20 protein-coding genes and 1 pseudogene are annotated in these 21,224 nt (G+C 70.4%); 8 read left to right on the plus strand and 13 right to left on the minus strand.

The genetic code is table 11. From position 1 onward, the window contains the following. Positions 1-122 (plus strand): annotated as a pseudogene (locus ACYVLJ_RS29660) (hypothetical protein); the annotation flags it as partial. Positions 123-163: 41 nt separating this feature from the next. Next, the gene (locus tag ACYVLJ_RS29665; protein ID WP_460441134.1) at positions 164-1,180 is read left to right on the plus strand and encodes a family 2 encapsulin nanocompartment cargo protein polyprenyl transferase; all 1,017 of its coding nucleotides are present in this window, start codon (positions 164-166) and stop codon (positions 1,178-1,180) included. A gap of 127 nt (positions 1,181-1,307) precedes the next feature. Here ACYVLJ_RS29665 and ACYVLJ_RS29670 read toward each other — a convergent pair whose 3' ends face one another. Further along, positions 1,308-2,429, minus strand: coding sequence for a CapA family protein (locus tag ACYVLJ_RS29670; protein ID WP_460441135.1), 1,122 nt, complete (start codon positions 2,427-2,429; stop codon positions 1,308-1,310). A gap of 370 nt (positions 2,430-2,799) precedes the next feature. Here ACYVLJ_RS29670 and ACYVLJ_RS29675 point away from each other — a divergent pair, with 370 nt between their 5' ends. From ACYVLJ_RS29675 to ACYVLJ_RS29695, 5 genes are all read left to right on the plus strand, one after another. Further along, positions 2,800-3,774, plus strand: a complete 975-nt coding sequence (locus ACYVLJ_RS29675; RefSeq protein ID WP_451981559.1) for a substrate-binding domain-containing protein — start codon at positions 2,800-2,802, stop codon at positions 3,772-3,774. A gap of 68 nt (positions 3,775-3,842) precedes the next feature. Beyond that, entirely contained in the window at positions 3,843-5,381 is a 1,539-nt protein-coding gene (locus ACYVLJ_RS29680; protein WP_460441136.1) for a sugar ABC transporter ATP-binding protein, read from the plus strand. Between the two features lie 64 nt (positions 5,382-5,445). Then, positions 5,446-6,471 carry an ABC transporter permease gene (locus ACYVLJ_RS29685; RefSeq protein ID WP_460441137.1) on the plus strand — a complete coding sequence of 342 codons (1,026 nt, stop codon included), beginning with the start codon at positions 5,446-5,448 and terminating at the stop codon, positions 6,469-6,471. A 2-nt stretch (positions 6,472-6,473) separates the two neighbouring features. Continuing rightward, positions 6,474-7,115: a FadR/GntR family transcriptional regulator gene (locus ACYVLJ_RS29690; protein ID WP_451981568.1), complete on the plus strand. Its 642-nt coding sequence runs from the start codon at positions 6,474-6,476 to the stop codon at positions 7,113-7,115. Between the two features lie 147 nt (positions 7,116-7,262). Next, positions 7,263-8,342 carry a glycoside hydrolase family 88 protein gene (locus ACYVLJ_RS29695; RefSeq protein WP_460441138.1) on the plus strand — a complete coding sequence of 360 codons (1,080 nt, stop codon included), beginning with the start codon at positions 7,263-7,265 and terminating at the stop codon, positions 8,340-8,342. A gap of 7 nt (positions 8,343-8,349) precedes the next feature. Here the strand turns inward: ACYVLJ_RS29695 and ACYVLJ_RS29700 are convergent, their stop codons facing one another. The 11 genes from ACYVLJ_RS29700 to ACYVLJ_RS29750 form a co-directional block, all read right to left on the minus strand. Next, positions 8,350-9,660 carry a DNA polymerase IV gene (locus tag ACYVLJ_RS29700; RefSeq protein ID WP_460441139.1) on the minus strand — a complete coding sequence of 437 codons (1,311 nt, stop codon included), beginning with the start codon at positions 9,658-9,660 and terminating at the stop codon, positions 8,350-8,352. 1 nt (position 9,661) lies between these two features. Then, entirely contained in the window at positions 9,662-9,973 is a 312-nt protein-coding gene (locus ACYVLJ_RS29705; protein WP_086671694.1) for a transcriptional regulator, read from the minus strand. Next, entirely contained in the window at positions 9,970-10,584 is a 615-nt protein-coding gene (locus ACYVLJ_RS29710; RefSeq protein WP_451981577.1) for a hypothetical protein, read from the minus strand. The genes ACYVLJ_RS29705 and ACYVLJ_RS29710 overlap by 4 nt, the downstream gene beginning before the upstream one ends. A 57-nt stretch (positions 10,585-10,641) precedes the next feature. Continuing rightward, the gene (locus ACYVLJ_RS29715) at positions 10,642-11,373 is read right to left on the minus strand and encodes an ABC transporter permease (RefSeq protein WP_460441140.1); all 732 of its coding nucleotides are present in this window, start codon (positions 11,371-11,373) and stop codon (positions 10,642-10,644) included. Continuing rightward, positions 11,370-12,269, minus strand: coding sequence for an ABC transporter ATP-binding protein (locus ACYVLJ_RS29720; protein ID WP_460441141.1), 900 nt, complete (start codon positions 12,267-12,269; stop codon positions 11,370-11,372). Before ACYVLJ_RS29720 ends, ACYVLJ_RS29715 begins: the two co-directional genes overlap by 4 nt. 153 nt (positions 12,270-12,422) lie before the next feature. Then, positions 12,423-13,997, minus strand: coding sequence for an alpha/beta hydrolase (locus ACYVLJ_RS29725; protein ID WP_460441142.1), 1,575 nt, complete (start codon positions 13,995-13,997; stop codon positions 12,423-12,425). 197 nt (positions 13,998-14,194) lie between these two features. Beyond that, the gene (locus ACYVLJ_RS29730; RefSeq protein ID WP_460441143.1) at positions 14,195-14,566 is read right to left on the minus strand and encodes an effector-associated constant component EACC1; all 372 of its coding nucleotides are present in this window, start codon (positions 14,564-14,566) and stop codon (positions 14,195-14,197) included. A gap of 53 nt (positions 14,567-14,619) precedes the next feature. Next, the gene (locus ACYVLJ_RS29735) at positions 14,620-16,338 is read right to left on the minus strand and encodes an aminotransferase class V-fold PLP-dependent enzyme (RefSeq protein WP_460441144.1); all 1,719 of its coding nucleotides are present in this window, start codon (positions 16,336-16,338) and stop codon (positions 14,620-14,622) included. Next, positions 16,335-17,102 carry an amino acid ABC transporter ATP-binding protein gene (locus tag ACYVLJ_RS29740; protein ID WP_451981594.1) on the minus strand — a complete coding sequence of 256 codons (768 nt, stop codon included), beginning with the start codon at positions 17,100-17,102 and terminating at the stop codon, positions 16,335-16,337. The genes ACYVLJ_RS29735 and ACYVLJ_RS29740 overlap by 4 nt, the downstream gene beginning before the upstream one ends. Continuing rightward, complete coding sequence (locus tag ACYVLJ_RS29745) at positions 17,095-17,973, minus strand: amino acid ABC transporter permease (RefSeq protein WP_460441145.1); 879 nt, start codon at positions 17,971-17,973, stop codon at positions 17,095-17,097. The genes ACYVLJ_RS29740 and ACYVLJ_RS29745 overlap by 8 nt, the downstream gene beginning before the upstream one ends. Next, complete coding sequence (locus tag ACYVLJ_RS29750) at positions 17,960-18,907, minus strand: ABC transporter substrate-binding protein (protein WP_451981600.1); 948 nt, start codon at positions 18,905-18,907, stop codon at positions 17,960-17,962. Before ACYVLJ_RS29750 ends, ACYVLJ_RS29745 begins: the two co-directional genes overlap by 14 nt. A gap of 96 nt (positions 18,908-19,003) precedes the next feature. Between ACYVLJ_RS29750 and ACYVLJ_RS29755 the strand changes: the two genes are divergently transcribed. Then, positions 19,004-19,990 (plus strand): Gfo/Idh/MocA family protein, encoded by a 987-nt coding sequence (locus ACYVLJ_RS29755; RefSeq protein WP_460441146.1) that lies wholly within the window; start codon positions 19,004-19,006, stop codon positions 19,988-19,990. Here ACYVLJ_RS29755 and ACYVLJ_RS29760 read toward each other — a convergent pair. Continuing rightward, positions 19,987-21,192, minus strand: a complete 1,206-nt coding sequence (locus tag ACYVLJ_RS29760) for a glycosyl hydrolase family 8 (protein ID WP_460441147.1) — start codon at positions 21,190-21,192, stop codon at positions 19,987-19,989. The genes ACYVLJ_RS29755 and ACYVLJ_RS29760 overlap by 4 nt on opposite strands. Between the last annotated feature and the right edge of the window lie 32 nt (positions 21,193-21,224).

The raw sequence follows: 21,224 nt of genomic DNA on the forward strand, positions 1-21,224 counted from the left end.
ACATGGGCATCTCCGACCAAGCCATCATCTCCTACCTCGTCTCCGCCTACTACTCCGCCGCCGTCCTCGTCCCCGACGCCCTCGCAATACTGGAAAACGCCGAACTCGGCCGGGAAAGCTGACCCCCCGTGACCATCACCGACCACCAGCACACCCCCAGCTCATGACGGCCATGAACACGCGAATCCCCGCCCGGCCCGTCGCGGACGTCCTGGCGTGGAGCAAGAGCCTCGTCGAGCCGGCGCTGCGCGAGGCCGCCGAGCGGCTGCCCGAAACGATGCGGCGCATCGCCGGCTACCACTTCGGCTGGTGGGACGCCCACGGCGAAGCCACGCGCAGCGACGGCGGCAAGGCCCTGCGGCCGGCGCTGGTGCTGCTGTGCGCGGAGGCGGCAGGCGGCGACGCGGCGGACGCCGTCCCCGCGGCCGTCGCGGTCGAGCTGGTGCACAACTTCTCACTGCTGCACGACGACGTCATGGACGGCGACACGACCCGACGTCACCGCGCCACGGCGTGGACGGTGTTCGGCACCGGCCCGGCCGTGCTCGCCGGGGACGCGTTGCTGAGCGTGGCCTTCGAGCTCCTGACGCCCGAAGGCGCGAAGCTGCTGTCCCAGGGCGTGCTCGAGTTGCTCGAGGGCCAGGCCGCCGACCTCGACTTCGAGCAGCGCGACGACGTCACGCCGGCGGAGTGCGCCCGGATGGCCGCCGGCAAGACGGCGGCCCTGATCGGCGCGTCGTGCGAACTCGGCGCGTTGCCCAGCGCCCGGCCCGGCGCAGTGCCGCGGTTCGGCGCGTTCGGCCGGGCGATCGGGCTGGCGTTCCAGCACATCGACGACCTGCTCGGCATCTGGGGCGACCCGGCCGTCACCGGCAAGCCGGTGTACTCGGACCTCCAGAACCGCAAGAAGTCCCTCCCGGTCGTGACGGCGTTGTCCTCCGGAACGGCGTCGGGCGCCGAGCTGGCGACGCTCTACAGCGGCACGGACCCGCTCGACGACACCGAGCTGGCCCACGCGGCGTCCCTGGTCGAAGCCGCGGGCTGCCGCCAGTGGAGCCAAGCCCAAGCCGAAGCCTTGCTGGCAAAGGGACTTCGCGAGCTGGCGGCGGTCAACCCGGCCCCGCGAGCCGGCGCGGAACTGGCAGCACTGGCCCGCTTGATCACCACCCGCACCCACTAACCCGGGCATCACGCGTGATCAGAGGGGCATCTCGCGTGATTGGACGGGCATCACCCGTGATTGGCGGGGCATCACCGTGATGCCCTCCCAATCACGCGTGATGCCTCCCTGATCACGCGTGAAGCCTCTACTTGCCGGGGCGGGTGAGGCCGGCTTTGTCCGCTTTGAGGCTCAGGATGTTCTTGTCGGTGTCGGCCAGGGCCTTGGTGACCTGTGGCGACGGCGGGGTTGTCGACAAGTCGAGGAGGCGGATCGGGGCGTCGAGCTTGATGTACGTCGGGATGTACTCGGCCTTGTCGACCTTCCAGCGGTCGCCGTCGCGGACGAAGCGGAAGCGGGCCGCCGCACCTTCCTCCGTGTCGCCGCGCGGCTCGGAGTGGCGGGCGACGCTGTTGCCGAGCCCGTAGGCCACCCACTTGCCGCCGATCTTCTCGAACGGCTGGACCACGTGCGCGTGGTGCCCGACGATCAGGTCGACGTCGTCGGACGCCAGGATCTTCTTGGCCTGGGACCGCTGCTCGGCCGTCGGGTCGTGCTGGTACTCGACGCCCCAGTGCAGGCTCGCGATCACGACCTGCGCACCCGCCTCGCGTGCGCGACGAGCCGCCGCCAGGACGTCGTCGACGTCGATCTGGTTGGCCAGCCACGGCTTCCCGGCCGGGACCTTGATGCCGTTGAACCCGAAGGCGTACGACACCTGCGCGACCTTGACGCCGTGGACGTCGAGGATCAGCGGCTTCCCCGCTTCCGCAGCCGACCGCGCCGAGCCCGTGTGCTTGATCCCGACGTCGTCGAGCTTGTCCAGCGTGCGCGAGACGCCGTCCGCGCCTTGGTCGATCGTGTGGTTGGACGCCGTCGAGCAGGTGTCGTAGCCGGTGTCCTTGAGCGCGTCCGCGATCTCCGGCGGCGCGCTGAACGACGGGTACCCGCTGTACGGGCCGCCTTCCGGCGCCAGCGGCGTCTCGAGGTGGCAGATCCCGAGGTCGGCGCCGGAGATCAGCGGCTTGACCCCGGCGAGCAGCGGCCGGTAGTCGATCTTCCCGCCGCCGTCGGCCTCGGCTTGTTCGGTCAGGGCGGGGTGGATCAGGACGTCGCCGGTCGCGACGACGCTGAACGAGCCCTCCGGAGCGGCCGAGGAGGAAGGCGTCTCGAGGAACGGCGTCGGCGCCGGACCGGACTGCGGCGGGCTGCTGCACGCGGCCGCCAGGACGGCGACCCCGGCGAGCGCGGCGACGCGGTACTTCGTCATCGGTCCCCCTCCGGACGTGGTCCGGCCATCCTGCCATCCGGACGAACCCGACAGGTACGGCGTCCCGATCAACACCAACTTCCACCACAGTCGACAACACCAATCAGAACATTCGCACAGGACAAAACCGGACAACGCGCAGGACAGGCCGGAAAAAATACGATAAATGACCGGCGAGCATGCCACGATGCAACTACGGAGAGTAGGTCTCGCTCCGCTAACTGCGCCTTGACGCTCCACGAACGGGTGTTTTGTAATACGAGTCACCCGGCGGTAACCCGCCAGCAACACTCGTCCCCGGCCCCCATGGGAGCACTCGATGTCCACATACCCGCACAGGTTGCACACCTGGAGCGTTGTTGGTTGTTGTTTGATTTCCGGTGTCCTGATGGCTTCGTGCTCCTCCGGCAAGGACACCGCCGCCCCGCAGCAGCAGGCGCCCGCCAACGGCAAGATCACCCTGTACTACCTGCAGAAACAGGGCGACCAGCAGTACTTCGTCGAGCAGGCGCAGGGGGCGCAGGAGAAGGCGAAGGAGCTCGGCGTCGAGCTCAAGGTCGTCAACCTCGGCCAGGACGCCAACAAGGCGATCACCGAACTCGACGCCGCGGTCGCGCAGGGCGCGAACGGCGTCGCCATCGTCGTCCCGGACCAGGCCATCGGCCCGCAGGTGATCGACAAGGCCAAGAGCGCCGGCATCCCACTCATCGCCTCGGACGACGTCATCAAGGACGGCACCGGCGCGAAGGCCCCCTTCGTCGGCTTCAACGGCAGCCAGATGGGCGACTCGGTCGGCACCGAGGCCGGGAAGCTCTTCAAGGCCGCCGGCTGGACCGCCGCGGACACGAAGATCATCAGCGCCTACAAGCAGGACCTGAGCGTCTGCACCGACCGAGTCAACGCCGCGAAGACGGCGTTCGCCAAGTCCGCGGGCGCGGACGTCCAGGTGATCGACGTCGGCACCGACAACTCCCCCGTCGACGCCCAGAACCGCTCCGGCGCGGTGATCGGCTCCAACCCGGGTGTCAAGCACTGGGTCGTGTGGGGCTGCAACGACGAGAACGAGACCGGCGTCGTGACCGCGCTGGCCAACTCCGGCGTGCAGGCGAACAACATCATCGGCGTCGGGCTCGGCGCCTACCTGGACTGCAAGGACTGGGCGGCCGGCAAGGACACCGGCAACAAGTCCGCGCTCTACATCTCCGGCGCCGAGGTCGGCCGCTCGGCGATCCAGGTGCTGGTGGACAAGGTGAAGAACGGCAAGGCGCTGCCCGCGGAGACGATCGCGAAGACCACGATCGTCAACAAGGACAACTACAAGCAGGCCGGCGTCAACTGCACCTGACCGAACTCCCGGGCCCGGCACTTTCCCGGGAAGGTGCCGGGTCCGGGCCCCACCGCCGAAGGATCACCATGTCCAGCTCCGCTCCCGCGCTCGCCGTCGAGGGCATCGGCAAGCGCTTCTCCGGCGTCACCGCCCTCGACGACGTCTCGCTGGAGATCCGCTCCGGCGAAGTGCTCGCGCTGATGGGGGAAAACGGCGCCGGGAAGTCGACGCTCCTGCGCGTCCTCTCCGGTGACCAGGGTCCCGACGACGGGCGCCTGCTCCTCGACGGCACCGAAGTCGCGTTCGACACCCCACGCGCGGCGATGGCCGCCGGGGTCCGCGTGATCTACCAGGAACCCGAGATCATCCCGCACGTTTCGGTGGCGGAGAACGTCTTCGTCGGCGAACTCCCCGCGAAGGCGCGCCTCTTCAACCGCCGCACGCTCACGAAGGCGACGCACGACGCGCTCGTCGAGTACGGCTTCGAAGGTGTCCTCAACCCTTCGACGCTCGGCACCGCGCTGTCGCCAGCGCAGCGCCAGCTCGTCGAGATCCTGCGCGTGCTCACCGCGGCCACGCCGCCGAAGGTGATCGCGTTCGACGAACCGACGTCGTCGCTGTCCGAGCACGAGGTCGAGGCGTTGTTCCGGTTGATCGGCCGGCTGCGCGACAGCGGCGTCGCGGTCGTCTACGTCTCGCACCGGATGAAGGAGATCTTCCAGCTCGCCGACCGCGTCGCGGTGCTGCGCGACGGCAAGCTCGTCGGCGTCCAGCAGGTCTCGGAGACCGACGAGCCCGGCCTGGTGCGGATGATGATCGGCCGTGACCTGTCGGCGCTCGAGCGCCGCGTCACGCAGGACACCGGCGACGTCGTCCTCAAGCTGACCGACGTCACGACCGACGACGTGCACGACATCTCGCTGCAGGTCCGCGCGGGCGAAGTCGTCTGCCTCGCCGGGCTGGTCGGCGCCGGACGCTCGGAGCTGGCCCGCGCGATCGTCGGCGACCTGCCGATCCGGTCCGGGACCGTCGAACTCGACGGGAAGCGGCTCCGCGCGCACAACCCGGGTGACGCCGTGAAGGCCGGGATCGGCTTCGCGCCCGAAGAGCGCAAGACTGACGCGTTGCTCATGCAGCGGTCTGTACGCGACAACGTCTCTATCGCCGTTCTCGACCGCCTTCGCCGCTTTCGCGTCGTGAAGCGCGCGAAGGAACGCGCGCTCGTCGAGGAGTACGTACGCGAGCTTCGCGTGCGTACGCCGTCGATGGAGCAGGAAGTCCGGAAGCTGTCGGGCGGCAACCAGCAGAAGGCCGTCCTCGCGCGCTGGCTCGCGCGGCGGCCGAAGCTGCTGATCCTCGACGAGCCCACCCGCGGTGTCGACGTCGGCGCGAAGGCCGAGATCTACCGGATCATCGACGGCCTCGCCGCGGAAGGCATCGCGCTGCTGGTCATCTCCTCCGACCTGCCCGAGGTGCTGACGCTCGCCGACCGCATCCTCGTGATGCGCGCCGGGCGGCTGGCCGGCGAGCTCGGCCGCGACGAAGCGACCGAGGAAGCCGTGCTGACCCTCGCCATCCCCGAAACCGAACCAGCCGTGGAAGAAGCCCAGGAGATCGGCGCATGAGTGAGCTTGCGAACGAATCACATGTCACAGGAGTAGCCGCGCCGAGCGCCGGCGAGGTCGGCGCATGAGTACCCCCACGAAGGAAACGACGGCCCTCGCCACGCCGGCCCAGCCGAGCGCCGCGCGCCGCGTGCTCACCGGCATCGGCGTGCAGAACTCGAGCCTGATCATCACGCTGATCGCGTTGATCGTCCTGCTGAGCATCCTGAACGACAACTTCCTGCGCACCAACAACCTGCTGCTGATCGGCAGCGCGATCACCATCATGGGGCTGCTGGCCCTGGTCCAGACGCTGGTGATCATCCTGGGCGCGCTGGACATCTCGGTCGGCTCGATGGCCGGGCTCGCGTCCGTCGTCTCGGCGATGGTGTTCACCTCGACCGGCAACGCCGAGGTCGGCATCCTCGCCGCGATCGGCATCGGCATCGTCTGCGGCCTGATCAACGGCATGATCATCATCTTCGGCCGGGTCAACCCGGTGGTCGCGACGCTGGCCATGCTCGCCACCTACAAGGGGGTCGCGCAGGTCATCTCGGACGGCAAGTCGCAGGGCTACACCGGCGGCGACGACCTGTTCATCTTCCTGGCCAAGGGATCCGTGCTCGGGCTGCCCTCGCTGGTGTGGGTGTTCCTGATCGTCGCGGCGCTGCTGCACTTCCTGCTGAAGTACACCGACATCGGCCGCAACGTCTACGCGATCGGCGGCAACGACACGGCCGCGAGGCTGGCCGGCATCAACATCAACCGGTACATTATCGGCGTCTACGCCCTCGCCGGCGTGGTCGCGGCGGTCGCGGGCATCCTGATCACCGCGCGCACCGGCTCGGGCCAGCCGGTTTCCGGATCGGAAGGCCTGGAGCTGCAGGCCGTCACCGGTGCCGCGCTCGGCGGCACGATGCTCAAGGGCGGCCGCGGTTCGATCATTTCGACCGTGCTCGCGGTGATCATCCTGGGCGTGCTCGACAACGGCATGTCCGGCCTGGGCATCAACCCCTTCTGGCAGAACGTCGCGCACGGCGCCCTGCTCGTGATCGCGGTCGTGCTGCAGCAGCTGCGCAGCGGGGAGCGCCGCGTCGGCCTGCCCGAGTAGCGGTGCGGAACCTCCACGCGCGCATCGTCGACGAACTGGGCAGGCTCATCGTCGAAGGCGTCCTCGGGGACGGGCAGCCGCTCGTCCCCGAGGAGCTCGGCCGCCGGTTCTCCGCGTCCCGCACGGTGGTCCGCGAGGCGTTGCGCGTGCTCGAGTCCAAGGGCATGGTCACCGCGCGCCCGCGGGTCGGCACCTGGACGTTGCCGCCCGAGGCGTGGGACGCGATCGACCCGGACGTCATCGCCTGGCGCGTCGGCGGTCCCGGTGGCCGCGAGCACCTGCGCGAGCTGCTGGAGCTGCGGCTGGCCATCGAGCCGCAGGCGGCGCGGATGGCGGCGCGGCACCGGCGTCCCGACGAGCTTTCGGCGATGGCGGCGGCCTACACGCAGATGGCCGACGCCGAAGACACCGCGGCCTTCATGGCCGCCGATGCGCAGTTCCACGCCGCGCTGGTCCGCGCTTCGGGGAACACGTTGATCGCGCAGCTGCAGGTGCCGGTGGTGGCGGCGCTGCGGGCGCAGGGCGAACCGGCGGACACGCTCGTCGCGCACTCCCGGGTGCTGACGCTGGTGCTGGCGAAGAACGCCGACGGCGCCGAGTCCGCGTGCCGCCGGCTGCTGGAAACCGTTGCGGCGTACCGGTGATCGGTACCTTGACACGGTTACCGGGACGCGCTTCACTCGCTGCGACCCACCCGCCGCCATGACGTGCTGGAACATCAGGGGCTTCGCCCCTGGCCGGGGGCTCCGCCACCCGGACCCCCGCAACCGATCGTTAAGGAGGACGCTTCCATGCGTTTCCCGGGTATTCGTGGCTTCGGCGTGCTCGCGGCCGCGGCGGTGGCAGGCAGCCTGTTCACCGCTCCGGTGGCGGCGGCATCGGCGGCCTGCCCGATCACCGGCCAGATGGTCGCCGCGGGCAACTACTGGGTGACCAACGGGACGAACCTCGACGCCCCGGACTGGCAGAACGCGACGTTCCACGTCGGCAACCTCGCGCTGGTCCGGACCACCGGCCAGTCGAACCACAAGACGCTGCCGTGGGCGCAGGCCAACGGCTACCAGCTGCCGCTCGACCCGAAACGGCCGTTCTTCCCGGACAACCAGGCCGCCGGCGAGGCGTACCTGGACCTGTACACCTACTTCCACCCGGAGATCTCCCTCGACTCGATCCGCACGCGCATCAAGGACGAGGTCGCTTCGGTGCAGGCGGGGCGCCGGGACTACTGGAACTACGTCGACGCGCTGAACATGGCGATGCCTTCGTTCGCGCGGATGAGCGCGATCGACCACGATCCGTCCTATTTGGACGCAATGGACCAGCTGTTCCGGTCGTCGGAACACAAGCTGTTCAACGAGCGCACCGGCCTGTGGTACCGCGACGCGCGGTTCACCGGCTCGGGGGTGTTCTGGTCGCGCGGCAACGGCTGGGCGCTGGCCGCGGTGACGAAGGTCCTGCAGGTCCTCCCGGCGAACGACCCGCGTCGCCCGGAATACCTGCGGGTGTTCAAGAAGATGGCCGCCACGCTGGCCGCGACGCAACGCCGTGACGGCTTCTGGAACTCGGACCTGCTGAACCCGTGGGACCACGGCGGCCCGGAGACGAGCGGCACGGCGTTCTTCACCTTCGGCATCGGCTGGGGCATCACCGCGGGCATCCTCGACGCGGCGCGGTACCGCCCGGTGGTGGACAAGGCCTGGACGGCGTTGTCGACGAAGTCGTTGCAGGCGTCCGGCCTGGTCGGCTACGTCCAGCCGGTCGGCGACCGCCCGGCGACGGCTCGCGCCACGGACACCGCGGCCTACGGCGTCGGCGCGTTCCTCATCGCGGGCCAGGAAGTGGCCAAGCTGCAGGGCTGCTCGGCCGAGTAGTCATCGTTCAGCGGAGGCAGTCGCCGGGATCGCCGCGGGTCAGGGCCGGGTCGGTCTGCGGGAAGGTGCGGGCCACGCCCGGGCCGGACGTGCGGTGCTCGAACCGGACCGTCACCCGGCCGTGGCCCGCGCCCTGGACCCAGCCCGTGCCGAACTCCGCATGGACCACGTCGTCGCCCTGGCGCCACTCCGAAGGGGCGGCGACGGGCGCAGGGGCCGCGGAGACGACTGTCGACGGTGACGGCGTTGCAGGGGCCGCGAGGGTGAACAAAGCGTCCTGGTGGGGCACGGAAAGGCCGCTGAACGCGACCCCCGCCAGCCGGATGCCGCCGAACTCCGCCGGGTCCAGCAGCAGCCGCTCGGCCGTCGCGGACAGCTCCGCCAGGTCGTCCGTCGGGGCCGAGATCGTCTCCGAGCGGGTCACCGTGTGCATGTCCGTGTGGCGCAGCTTGATCACCACCGTGCGCGCCACGCGCTCGGCCTTCAGGAGCCGTTTGTGCGCCCCCACCGCGATCCGGCGGACTTCCGCGCGCAGCGTGGGCAGGTCGATGATGTCCGTGTCGAACGTCGTTTCCGCGCTGACCTGCTTCGTCTCGCCGCGGTCGGCCACCGGGCGGTCGTCGAAGCCGGTCGCCAGGCGGCGCAGGTCGCGGCCGACCACGCCGCCGAGCGTCGCCACCGCGTCCTGTTCGGACAGTGCCGCGAGCTGCCCGAGCGTCTGGACGCCGATGAACCGCAGCTTCCCCTCGGCCACCGGCCCGATCCCCCACAGGGCGCGCACCGGCAGCGGCGCCAGGAACTCGCGCTCGGTGCCCTGCGGGACCACCAGCAGTCCGTCCGGTTTGGCTTCGTCCGACGCGATCTTCGCGATCTGCTTGCCGTTGCCCGCGCCGATCGACGCCACCAGGCCCGTCTCCGCGCGGATCCGGGCCCGCAGCGAGGCGCAAAAATCCGTGACCTCGTCGAAAGAAGCGCCGACGAGCGAAGGTGGCTCGGCGAAGGCCTCGTCGAGGGAGATCTTCTCCAGCAGCGGCGCCACCGCCGTGACGACGGCGAAGACCTCCTGGCTCAGCCGTTCGTAGACGCGGAACCGCGGCGGCACGATCACGCCGTTGGCCGGCAGCAGCCGTCGCGCCTGGGCCATCGGCATGGCCGACTTGATCCCGAACGCGCGCGACTCGTAACTCGCCCCCGCGACGACGCCGCGGGGCCCCAGCCCGCCGACGAGCACCGGGCGCCCGGCCAGCGTCGGGCGGGTGAGCTGCTCGGCCGACGCGTAGAAGGCGTCCAGGTCGAGGTGGATCACCCAGCGAGCCACGTCAGTCGCCGCCGGTGGCGTCCAGCAGCTGGTGCAGCGCCTTGGTGTAGCTCTCGAACGCCGCGCGCCCGGCGGCGGTCAGCCGGACCAGCGTCACGGGCGTGCGGTGCTCGTAGGCCTTGGTGATCTCGACGTACTCGGCGTCCTCGAGCTTGCGCAGGTGCGTCGAGAGGTTGCCGGCCGTCATGTCGAGGAGCTGCTGCAGCCGCGGGAAGGTGATCTGGTCGCCGGCGTGCAGCCCGGCGAGCGCGACCGTGACGCGCAGCCGCGCCTGGGCGTGGATGACCGGGTCGAGCTGCGGCAGTTCGCTCATCGGCGCTTCTCGCGGACGAAGTACACGATCGCCGCGAGCAGGAACCCGCCCCCGCCGCAGAGCGTCAGCACCAGGAAGTTCACCGGGAAGCCGACCAGCACGCTCAGCGCCGAGGACACGATCATCCACGCGCCGAGGCCGTACATCAGCTTGTCCTGCCAGAGCATGCCGCCCGCGAGGTACATGACGCCGGTGAGCAGCAGCCAGGTGCCCGACCACAGCAGCGACACCTGGTCGGAGTCCAGCGCGGCGAAGTCCGTGATCCGGATGTCGATCACGGAGAGCCCGATCGCGGAGAGGGCCCAGCTGTAGCCGTACATCGCGCCGGCGGTCCGCGACGGGCCGCGGATGCCCCGGCCGGCCCGCGCGCTGACGAACGCGGTGTAGCCCATCGCGGCGAGGAACAGCACGGTGACGAGCACCCCGCAGATCCAGCCGGGCACGCTCGAGGTCTGCGTCGCGAAGTAGGTGAAACCCCAGCCGAGCAGCCAGGCGAGGGCCCACGCCGCGAGCATGCGCGCGGGGCCCCCGCCCAGTTCCCGGCGGTTGCGCCGGTTCTGCTGGGCGATCAGGTTCAGCGACTCCTCCGCCGACATCGGCTCGTCGTCCACCCGTCCCGCCCTTCGTCCGCGCAGACCCCTCAGTACTGCACGGAGGTTAACAAGCATTCACAGCCTGGCCGTGTCCAGCCGGAACCGGCGGACCACGATCAGGGCGGGCACGACCAGCCAGCCGGCCAGCACGAGCACCGCGACCCAGGTCCCGGAGGCGTGGGTCAACGGGTCGATGCCGACGCGGCGCAGCCAGTAGGTCGGGACGAAGTGCGCCAGCGCCGTCATCCAGCCGGGCAGGAACTCGAGCGGGATCCACAGGCCACCGAGCATGCCGAGCGGCATCATCAGCGCACCGGTCACCGCGCCGACCGTGTCGCCCTTGCCGAACAGGCCGATCGCCAGGCCGAGCACGGCGAACGGCAGGGTGGCCGCCCACAGGTAGACCAGCAGCCGGCCCCAGTCGGCCAGGCCGAGCTGCTCGCCGCGCAGGAAGCCGACGAGGAAGATGACCAAGAGCACCGGCAGGGCGACGGCCATCGCCGAGGCGACCTTCACCGCCAGGTAGCCGGGGCCGCGCATCGGCGTGAGGCGGATCTGGCGCTGCCAGCCGTCCGTGCGTTCCTGGGCCACGCGGGTGCCGGTGAACAGGGCACCGCCGCTGGCGCCGTACGCCGCCATGGTGATCATCGTCTGGGTGCTCGAGTGCAGGCCGTTGTCCAGGAGGGTGTCGCCGAAGATGGACCCGAACAGCAGGTACATCGCCGCCGGCATGCCGATGGTGAAGATCGTGAACTGCGGGCTCCGGACGATCCGCTTGATCTCCAGGCTCAGGTAGGTCGTGTTCACGCGGCCGCCTCCTCGGCAGTCAGCGCCAGGAAGGCTTCTTCGAGACCCAGCGCGGTGATTTCGATGTCGGCGGCCTGCGGGTACGCGGCCAGGAGAGCGCGGATCGCGGCGTCGGAGTCGGCGCACGCGAGCTCGGCGCGGCCGGCGCGCAGCTGCACGCTCGTGACGCCCGGCAGGCCCAGCAGGCCGGCTTCGGCCGCGCCGGGCACGGCGGCCTTGAGGACCCGCCCGGACACCGCGGCGCGGACCTCGGCGACCGGGCCGTCGGCGACGACGGCGCCGTGGCGCATCAGCACCACGCGGTCGGCGTAGTCCTCGGCCTCGGCGAGGTAGTGCGTCGCGAAGAGGACGGTCCGGCCCGTGCCGGCGTACTCGCGGATGGCCGCCCAGAAGGCGCGCCGCCCGTCGACGTCCATCGCGGCGGTCGGCTCGTCCAGCACGAGCAGCCGCGGGTCGCCGGCCAGGGCGAGCGCGAACCGGACGCGTTGCCGTTCGCCGCCGGAAAGCTTGCCGCAGCGGCGCTTCACGAGGCTCTCGAGCCCGGCCCGGGCGATCACCTCCTTCGCCGGCAGCGGCTTCACGTGCGTCGAGACGACCAGGTCGACGATCTCGCCGACCGTGACGTCCCCCAGCAGCACGCCGTTCTGCATCATCGCGCCGACGAGCCCCCGGTCGACGGCTTCGCGCGGGGTGCCGCCCGCGACGGTGACCTCCCCCGCGTCGGGCTTGGTCAGGCCGAGCAGCATGTCGACGGTGGTCGACTTGCCCGCGCCGTTCGGCCCGAGCAGCGCGACGACCTCGCCGCGCGCGACCTCGACGGACACGCCGTCGACCGCCGTGACCCGGCCGAACCGCTTGGTCAGGCCCTGGAGCGCGAACGCCGGTCCCCCAGTCATGGCGTCCTCCTTTCGTGGACTTTGCGTTTCAAACTCGACCCGCACTTTGTAACACAAAGTCCGCGCGAGTACAAAGCCCGCGGTGTCGGAGAGCGCAAAAGACGGGGTGCCGGGCTCTGGGCCCGACACCCCGTCGTGCAGGGTTTACGCAGGTCAGCCGGTGAACCGCCCGGCGACGAGACCCTGGGTGGCACTCACGTCGGCCTTCGCCGCCGTCGGCGCCGGGGGCGTCGGCTGGGGCAGCGGGGCGCACTCGACGTCGGCCGTGCGACCCGGCTTGCGGGCCGGGAGCGCGCCCGTCGCCAGGTAGTCGGCGATCTTGCTGTCGACGCACGCGTTGCCGCGCGGGGTGATCGCGTGACTGGTGCCGCCCGGCTCCGCGATCAGGGAAGCACCCGGGAAGCGGCTGCGGACCTCGAGGCTGCCCGGGAACGGCGTCGCCGCGTCGAGGGTCTCGTCGATCATCAGGACGCTCTGGACGCCCTTGCCGTCGACCTTGGTCGGCTTGCCGGCCGTCGCGGGCCAGTACAGGCAGGGCGCGTTGAACCAGGCGTTCTGCCAGGTGAAGTACGGCGCCTTCGCGAACGTCTTCCAGTTGTCGCGCTTCCACTGCTCCCAGCTCTGCGGCCACTGGACGTCGGTGCACTGGACGGCCAGGTAGACCGCGTAGCCGTTGTCGTCACCGCGGCCGCCGAAGGCCTCGAAGAGCGACTTCCAGTTCTGCCAGTCACCCTTGTTCACGAACCGCGACAGCGCGTCCCCGAGCAGCGTCCACCGCAGCTGGTAGTACGACGCCTGCTGGATGACGTCGAGGATCTCGTCCGGGCCGATCACGCCGCCCGCCGGGGTGAACTGGGTCTTGAGCAGCTGTTCGTTGACCACGCGCTGCACGGCGGCCTGCGTCTTGCCGAGGTGGTAGACGTCGTCGTGCTGGGCGAGCCAGCCGAACCAGATGAGGATGTTCTGGTCGAACGCGACGTCCTGGTTCAGGTTGTCGCCGTACCAGACGCCCCGCGGGTCGACGGTCGAGTCGAGCACCATCCGGCGCACGTTCTGCGGGAACAGCGTGCCGTAGACCTGGCCGAGGTAGGTGCCGTAGGAGTAGCCGTAGAAGTTCAGCTGCTTCTGGCCGAGCGCCTGCCGGATGGAGTCCATGTCCTTGACCGTGTCGGTCGTCTTCATGTTCTCCAGCAGGGCCTTCGGGTTGTTCTTCGCGCACGCTTCGGCGTAGCCCTTCGACCGGTCGAGCCAGGTCTTCTCCAGCTGCGGCGTGAACGGCACGTACTGCGGCCGGTCGTAGTCCATGTAGTTCGGGTCGCAGCTCAGCGCGGGCTTGCTGGCGCCGACACCGCGCGGGTCGAAGCCGATCCAGTCGTAGGCGTCGCCGGCGTGGTTCGGCACGCGGGGCCCGCGGGTGGCGAGCAGCAGGCCGGAGCCGCCGGGCCCGCCCGGGTTGGTCAGCATGACACCCTGGTACTGCGCGTCGGCGACCTTGTGCTTGACGCGGTCGACGGCGAGCTGGATCTGCGCGCCGTGCGGTTTCGAGTAGTCGAGCGGAACCCCCAGGAACCCGCATTCGGCGCCCGCGGCGACGAGCGTGGGATCGGTACACGGCCCCCAGGCGATCGTCCCGGCTGCCGGCGCAGGCGCCGCGGACGCGGCCGGCGCGGCCACGAGCGCGGACGCCACGGCGGCAGCGGCCACCGCGGCGAGAACGGCACGTCTCACTGTTCTTCTCCCTTGTTGGCTGCGACTTCGAGCGGATGAACCCTATGCCCGGCACCGGTCCGCGGGAACGGCAAACGCCCGGTGCCCTACTAAAGGCGGAAATCGGATGCACCCGGCTCGCCGGTGCGGCGTCTCCGTGGCCGCGGCTGCCGTGGAGTCCTTTGTGGAGTCCGAGTGGTCCGGGCCTTCACGGCCGGCTAGCCATGGCGCCGGACGAAGGCCTCGATCAGCTGCTGGCGCTCCGCCGTGGTCGCGCGCTCGAGTTCCACCGTGTCGCCGTCGATCGTCACCTTGATCTTGTGCTTGCCCGCCTGGCGGCCCAGCCACTCCTTCAGCGTCTCCACCAGCCCCGGGAACACCCCGCCCGCCGCGCTGAACGCCACCAGCAGCGAGCCCACCGTCACCGGGTCCGCCGCCTTCGCACCCGCCGGGGCCTCGGCCGGCAGCGCGCGGAGGTCGACGTCCAGCTCGCCCAGCTCGGCGCGCAGCCGGCGGGCGAGCCGGTCGAACTCCTCCGCGTCCGACTCGTCGTCCAGCTCCAGCCGCACCAGGGCGCGCCGTTCGGTCATGCGCGCCATGGTCCGCCCCGCGCCACCCGGCGGCAAGGTCTGATCGGGCAGCGTCAGGCGCGGATTTCGTTGAGGTAGTTGTAGATCGTGTAGCGCGTGACGTCGAGGCGCCCGGCCAGGTGGTCGACCGCGTCCTTGATGAGGAAATAACCGGCTTCGTCGAGTTCCCGCACCACCGCCGCCTTGTGCCGTTTCTTCATCAGGTCCACCGGGATCCCGGCTTTCGCGACCGCGCGGTCGACGAGGAACCGTTGCAGGCTGTCGACGTCCGGTGGGAAAGTCTCCGGCTCGCCGTTGGCGCCGGCCGAAGCGGACGCGTCGACGCTGTTGACGCACAGGCAGCCCACCGCGACCCCGTCGGCGTCTCGCAGGAACAGCGTCGACGAGCGGATCGGACGGCCGTCCGGGCCGTGCGTGCGGTAGTTCGTCAGGTCCTGGGTGGTGCCGCGCCGGACCAGGCCGAGCAGCAGGTCGGTCATCGGGCCACCGACGCTGCGGCCGGTCAGGTCGCCCGCGATGGCGACGATCGAGTCCGGCAGCCGGCTCAGGTCGTGCAGCAGGACTTCGTTGCCCGGCCCGAGCATCGCCGCGAGCCCCGGGATCGCCGGCACCAGGGCGGTGAGCACCTCGTGCGTCGTCGCCCCGGCGGCCGGGACGACCAGCGGTTCCCGCGGTTTCGTCAGCGTCTCCAGCGCTTGCCGGAGCAGGTCCGCCGCGGCCACCGGGGTCGACGCGTGCGGCGAGAGCCGGACGTGCTCGGGCCGCACGGTCGCCGCGATCCCCGCGTTCGCCAGCGCCGCCCCCACCTGTTCGGCGGGGTGGCCGGGCAAGGTGAACGCCAGGATGCCCGCGCGGCGGTCGACCGCCGAGACGACTTCGGCGCCGCAGGACGCCAAAACCTCTTCGAAGGCGCCCAGCCGCTCGGCGATCCGCGCCGCGATGGCACCGACGCCGGCGTCCTCGACGAGTTCGAGGGCCTCGGCGAACGCGCCGGACGTGATCGGGCTGAGGTTCGAGATCGACCAGGCCTGGGCGGTGTCGTCCGGCGGGTGGATCTCGTCGTCGAACAGGCCGGGGTCGCGCGCGCCGGTCCAGCCGGACAGCACGGGGTCCATCCGCTCCAGCGCGCGGTCGGACAGCACCGCGAAGCCGGTCCCCCAGCCCGCGCGCAGCCACTTCTGCCCGCCGACGACCAGGACGTCGGCGACTTCCCAGGGCTCTTCGACGACGCCGAAGCCCTGGATCCCGTCGACGACCAGCAGCCGGTCGCCGACGGCTTCGCGCAGGGCCGCCAGATCGGCGCGGAACCCGGTGCGGAAGTCGACCGCGCTGACGCTCACCGTGGTGATCTCCGGCGTCAACGCCGCCGCCAGCCGCTCGGGCGTGACATAACCGCCGGTCAGGCGGCGCACCCGCAGCCGCCCGGCCTGCTCGGCGCGGGCCCATGGGTAGGTGTTGGCGGGGAACTCGGCCGCCGACACGAGCACGTCGCCGGAGCTGTTGAACGCGGCCTGGAACAGCCCGAGACTCGTGTGCGGCAGCAGCACCGTGTGGTCGGTGTCCGAGCCGGACAGCCGCGCGGCCGCCGCCTTGGCGCGGACCTCCTGCCGCATCAGCTCGTCCACAGTGGACGGACCGGCGGTGGTGGCCTGGTCGAGCAGCGCGGCCGTCGTGTCGAGCACCGCGTGCGACGGCGGGCCGAACCGGGCGAAGTCGAGGTAGCCGGCGGGCTCGTCGAACTGGAGCAGGTACCGGGGCGAAATCCGCGTCACGCGAGGATCCTCGCCAGGAACTGCCGGGTGCGCTCGTGCTTCGGCGCGCTCAGCACTTCCGAGGGCGGCCCCGTCTCGACGACCGCGCCGTCGGCCAGGAACACCACCTCGTCGGCGGCCTCCGCGGCGAAGCTCATCTCGTGCGTCACGACGACCATCGTCATCCCCTCCCCCGCCAACGTACTCATCACCTCGAGGACCTCCCCGACCAGCTCCGGGTCCAGCGCCGACGTCGGCTCGTCGAACAGCATCAGCTTCGGCTTCATCGCCAGCGACCGCGCGATCGCCACGCGCTGCTGCTGCCCGCCCGAGAGCTGGGCCGGGTAGGCGTCGGCGCGGTGCGCCAGCCCCACCCGGTCCAGGAGTTCGAGCCCCTGTTTCCGGGCGTCGTCCGGCTTCCGCCCGAGCACCCGGATCGGGCCCTCGACGACGTTCTCCAGTGCCGTCCGGTGCGCGAACAGGTTGAACCGCTGGAACACCATGCCGATGTCCCGCCGTTGGCGCGCGACGTCGCGTTCGCGCAGTTCGTACAGCTTCCCGCCGCGCTGCCGGAAGCCGATCGGTTCGCCGTCGACCCAGATCTGGCCCGCGTCGATGGTCTCGAGGTGGTTGATGCAGCGCAGGAAGGTGCTCTTCCCGGCGCCGGACGGCCCGAGCAGGCAGACGACCTGTCCCTTGCGGACGTCCAGGTCGATGCCGCCGAGGACTTCGGTGTGGCCGTAGGACTTCCGGACGCCGACGGCGCGCAGCAGTGGCTCAGACACGGGCACTCCTCACCAGCGGCACGCCGCGCAACGCCTTGCCCGCGCGGGCGAGCGGACCGCGGTCGGCCTGGCCGAACGCGCGTTCCAGGTAGTGCTGGCCGACGCCGGCGACGGTCACGACGACCATGTACCAGACGGCCGCGGCCAGCAGCGTCTCCATCACCAGCAGGTTGTTGGACGAGATGTTGTTGGCCGCGTGGATCAGCTCGGTCACGCCGATCACCGACGCCATCGACGTGCCCTTGAGCATGTTGATGAAGTCGTTGCCGGTCGGCGGGATGATCACGCGCATGGCCTGCGGCAGCACGACCCGGCGCAGCGTCGCGGCCGGGGTCATGCCGATCGACTTCGCCGCTTCGGTCTGTCCACTGTCGACACTGTTGAGCCCCGCTCGGACGATCTCGGCCATGTACGCGCTTTCGTTGAGCGCCAGGCCGAGGAACGCCGCGGTGAACGCGCTGATCAGCACGTTCGTCTGCTCGTTCACCAGGAACGGGATGTGGATCACCGGGAAGACGAGCGCGAGGTTGTACCAGAGCAGGATCTGCAGCAGCACGGGCAGGCCGCGGAAGATCCAGATGTAGCCGGCGGCGAACCACCGCGCGACGGGGTTGGCGCTGCGGCGCAGCAGGGCGATGACGATGCCCAGGACGATCGCGACCGCCTGGGACAGCACCGCCAGCACGACGGTGTTGAGCAGGCCGGTCGCCATCACCTTGAAGAAGACGAAGTCCGGGACCTGGCTCCACTCGATCTGCGCGTTGCCGAGCGCGACGCCCAGCAGCACGAGCAGCGCGAGGATGACGACGGCGGCGACCCAGCGACCCCAGTGGCGGAGCCGGACGATCGGGAGCGGTTCAGGACCCGCCATTGACCACGGCCTCCTTGATCGCACCCTGCTCGACGCCCCAGGCCTGCAGGATCTTGCCGTAGGTGCCGTCGGCGATGAGGGCCTGCAGGGCCTTCTGGACGGCGTCGCGCAACGGCGTGTTCTGCTTGTTGACCCCGATGCCGTACGGCCCGCCCTCGATCGGCTCGCCCGGCACGACCTCGAAGAACTTGCCGTCGCCGGCGGTCCGCGAGATGTAGACGGCGCTGGGCAGGTCGTTGAGGATCGCGGCGACGCGGCCGGTGCGCAGCTGGTTCTGGTTCTGGTTGTCGCTGTCGGTCGCGGTGACGGTCAGCGCGGGCTTGCCGGCCTGCGTGCACTTCGCGCTCTGCGCTTCGGCGAACTTCTGGTGGCTGGTGCCCTGCACGACGGCGACGTTCTTGCCGCAGAGGGTGTCCGGGCCGGTGATGCCGTCGGGGTTGCCCTTGCGGATCATGATCGTGATGCCCGAGGTGAAGTAGTCGACGAAGTCGATCTGGGCCTGGCGCGCCTTGGTGTCGTTCATGCCGGCCATGGTCAGGTCGATGCGGCCGGACTGGAGGCTGGTGATCAGCGAGCCGAACGCCATGTCCTGGTGGGCGACGGGGACGCCGAGCTTGGCGGCGATCGCCTTGGCGAGGTCGACCTCGTAGCCGATCGGGGTCTTGCCGTCGGCGGCGTAGAAGTTGTTGGGCGCGGACTGCAGGTTGGACGCCAGGTGCAGGCCCGCCTGCTTGACGTTCGCCGGCAGGGCGGCGTTGAGCTGGGCGTCCTTCTGCACGCCCTGGACGATCGCCGCGGTGTCCGGGATGCCGGACGCGGGCGCGCCGGCCGCCTGTGACGTCCCGCCCGCGCCGTCCGGACCGCCACCACAGGCCGTCACCAGGACGGCCAGGCTCGCGAGCAAACCCGCCTGCACGGCGCGTGAACGGGACATAACGGACCTCCACTGTTCGGCTGGCCGGAACGGTACAACTCGTTGTTGAAGAGGTCAACTGGATGTTGAAATCTTGTCCGGTGCTAGCTTGCGCGCATGAGCCTGCGGATCGGCATCCTCGGGGCGGCTCGCATCGCCCCCGCTGCCCTGGTCAAGCCCGCTTCTTCGAACGCCGAGGTCGAGGTCGTCGCGGTCGCGGCCCGCGCGCTCGACCGGGCGCAAGCGTTTGCGACCCGGCATCGCATCCCCCGCGTCCACGCCGGCTACGAAGCCCTGCTCGAAGATCCGGAAGTCGACGCCGTCTACAACCCGCTCCCCAACGGCCTGCACGGCCGCTGGACGCGGGCGGCCCTGGCGGCCGGCAAGCACGTCCTGTGCGAGAAGCCGTTCACGGCGAACGCGGCCGAAGCACGCGAGATCGCCGACCTCGCGGCGGCGGCCGACCGCGTCGTGATGGAGGCGTTCCACTACCGCTACCACCCGCTCGCGTTGCGGGTGGAGGAGATCGTGGCGTCGGGCGAGCTGGGCACGTTGCAGCGCGTCGAGACGGCGTTGTGCTTCCCACTGCCGATGTTCTCCGACATCCGCTACAACTACGAGCTCGCGGGCGGCGCGACGATGGACGCGGGCTGCTACGCGGTCCACATGGCACGCACCTTCGGTGGCGGCGAGACGCCTTCGGTGGTTTCGGCCACGGCGAAGCTGCGAGACCCGAGAGTCGACCGCGCGATGACGGCCGAGCTGCGGTTCCCGTCGGGCCACACCGGGCGGATCGAGTGCTCGATGTGGTCGTCGACGCTGCTGAAGATCAGCGCCGAGGTGGTCGGCTCGCGCGGCTCGATCCGGATCGTGAACCCGGTGGCCCCGCAGGCGTTCCACCGCGTGCGCGTCGAGGTGGACGGCGCCCGCCGCGCGGAGCGTTTCCCGCGCCGCGCGTCGTACTCCTACCAGCTGGACGCGTTCGCGGCGGCCGTCCTGCGCGGCGAGCCGGTCAAGACCTCGGCGGCCGACGCGGTCGAGACGATGACCGTGATCGACGAGATCTACCGCGCCGCGGGACTGCCGCCGCGAGAGCCGTCCTAGGCGGCCACGTAGTTGCCGCTCAGGATGAGCAGGACCTGGACCGTGATGCCCGTTCCGTAGTAGTCCGTCGCGTCCGGGGACCACGTCGAGACCGCCGTCCACAGCTTGTCCAGCCAGGCCTGGCTGCCCGGGTCCGTCATCGCGGCCACCGCGAACGGGGCGGTGAAGCACGGGTGCCGGCCGCTTTCGGTCTTCGAGCCCGACAGCGAGTAACCGCTCTGGATCTTCGCCGGGTCGCCGCCCGTCGCGGACTTGATCCAGGTGTTCATCTTGCGGACCTGCGCGGCCGCCGCGCTGCCGGAGAAGGAGATCGCGTCCGCGCCCAGGCGCCACGGGTCACGGCAGGCGTTCCAGCTGTACTTGCCGTCGTTCGGGCCCTCGAGGAAGTTCGAGGGCGCCGGCCTCGGCGTCGAATTCGTGTTGACCACGAAGTCCGGCAGCAGCCCCGTGTTCGGCGCGTACGACGACTGCAGCCGGCTCACCGCCGTCTCCGAGCGGGTCCGGACCTGGTCCCAGAAGCCGTCGCCGGTCGCCGCGGCGAAGGCGCGCAGGTGGCCCGGCATCCAGTCCGAGGACCGCGAGCTGTTCTCGTACTCCGCGTCGTTGCCCCAGTCGCCGAGCAGGGTGAACTTCGTGCTGCCGTTGACCTCGGACTTCTTGATCGCGGTGATGATCCGGACGGCTTCGGCCTTGTAGTTCACCGAGCCCGTGCTGCCCCACTTCTTGTCCGCGACCAGCAGGCCGTAGGCGATTTCGAGGTCGCCGTCGGTGGCGGAGTCGCTGCCGTTGACGCTCTTGCAGTTCGAGTCCTGCTCGGCCGCGTGCAGGTCCTTGTCGTTGACCGACGGGTGCGCCTTGACGAACTTGAGGATCCCGTCGACGATCGCACGGGCCTGCGGGTCCTTGTCGGCCATCATCGCCGAGATCGTCATGCCGTAACCCTCGCCCTCGGCGACGAAGGCGTGGTCGGCGTCCTTGGACAGCACGGCGTAGGTGCCGCTGCCGCACTTGGTGGTGAGGAAGTTCTTCTTCCAGAAGTCGTAGTACTTCTGGAGGGCCTGGTCCTGCGCCGCTTGCGAGACGGACGGGCGCAGGGTTCCCGGCACGTAGGGCGTTCCGGCCGCGGACGCGGTCGCCGGCACGCTCAGCAGCCCGGCGGCGAGCGCGGCCGAGGCCACCACCGCCCGGACGATTTTCTTCATCGGTCCTCCGTAAAGACAGACATCGTGGGCTG

It is taken from the genome of Amycolatopsis stemonae (assembly GCF_054781455.1).

Bases quoted from the DNA above. Each gene is read 5' to 3' on its own strand.
- ACYVLJ_RS29685 (WP_460441137.1), top strand. From the start codon at position 5,446: ATGAGTACCCCCACGAAGGAAACGACGGCCCTCGCCACGCCGGCCCAG.
- ACYVLJ_RS29705 (WP_086671694.1), bottom strand. From the start codon at position 9,973: ATGAGCGAACTGCCGCAGCTCGACCCGGTCATCCACGCCCAGGCGCGG.
- ACYVLJ_RS29730 (WP_460441143.1), bottom strand. From the start codon at position 14,566: ATGACCGAACGGCGCGCCCTGGTGCGGCTGGAGCTGGACGACGAGTCG.
- ACYVLJ_RS29665 (WP_460441134.1), top strand. From the start codon at position 164: ATGACGGCCATGAACACGCGAATCCCCGCCCGGCCCGTCGCGGACGTC.
- ACYVLJ_RS29750 (WP_451981600.1), bottom strand. From the start codon at position 18,907: ATGTCCCGTTCACGCGCCGTGCAGGCGGGTTTGCTCGCGAGCCTGGCC.
- ACYVLJ_RS29695 (WP_460441138.1), top strand. From the start codon at position 7,263: ATGCGTTTCCCGGGTATTCGTGGCTTCGGCGTGCTCGCGGCCGCGGCG.
- ACYVLJ_RS29745 (WP_460441145.1), bottom strand. From the start codon at position 17,973: ATGGCGGGTCCTGAACCGCTCCCGATCGTCCGGCTCCGCCACTGGGGT.
- ACYVLJ_RS29720 (WP_460441141.1), bottom strand. From the start codon at position 12,269: ATGACTGGGGGACCGGCGTTCGCGCTCCAGGGCCTGACCAAGCGGTTC.
- ACYVLJ_RS29670 (WP_460441135.1), bottom strand. From the start codon at position 2,429: ATGACGAAGTACCGCGTCGCCGCGCTCGCCGGGGTCGCCGTCCTGGCG.
- ACYVLJ_RS29680 (WP_460441136.1), top strand. From the start codon at position 3,843: ATGTCCAGCTCCGCTCCCGCGCTCGCCGTCGAGGGCATCGGCAAGCGC.
- ACYVLJ_RS29760 (WP_460441147.1), bottom strand. From the start codon at position 21,192: ATGAAGAAAATCGTCCGGGCGGTGGTGGCCTCGGCCGCGCTCGCCGCC.
- ACYVLJ_RS29755 (WP_460441146.1), top strand. From the start codon at position 19,004: ATGAGCCTGCGGATCGGCATCCTCGGGGCGGCTCGCATCGCCCCCGCT.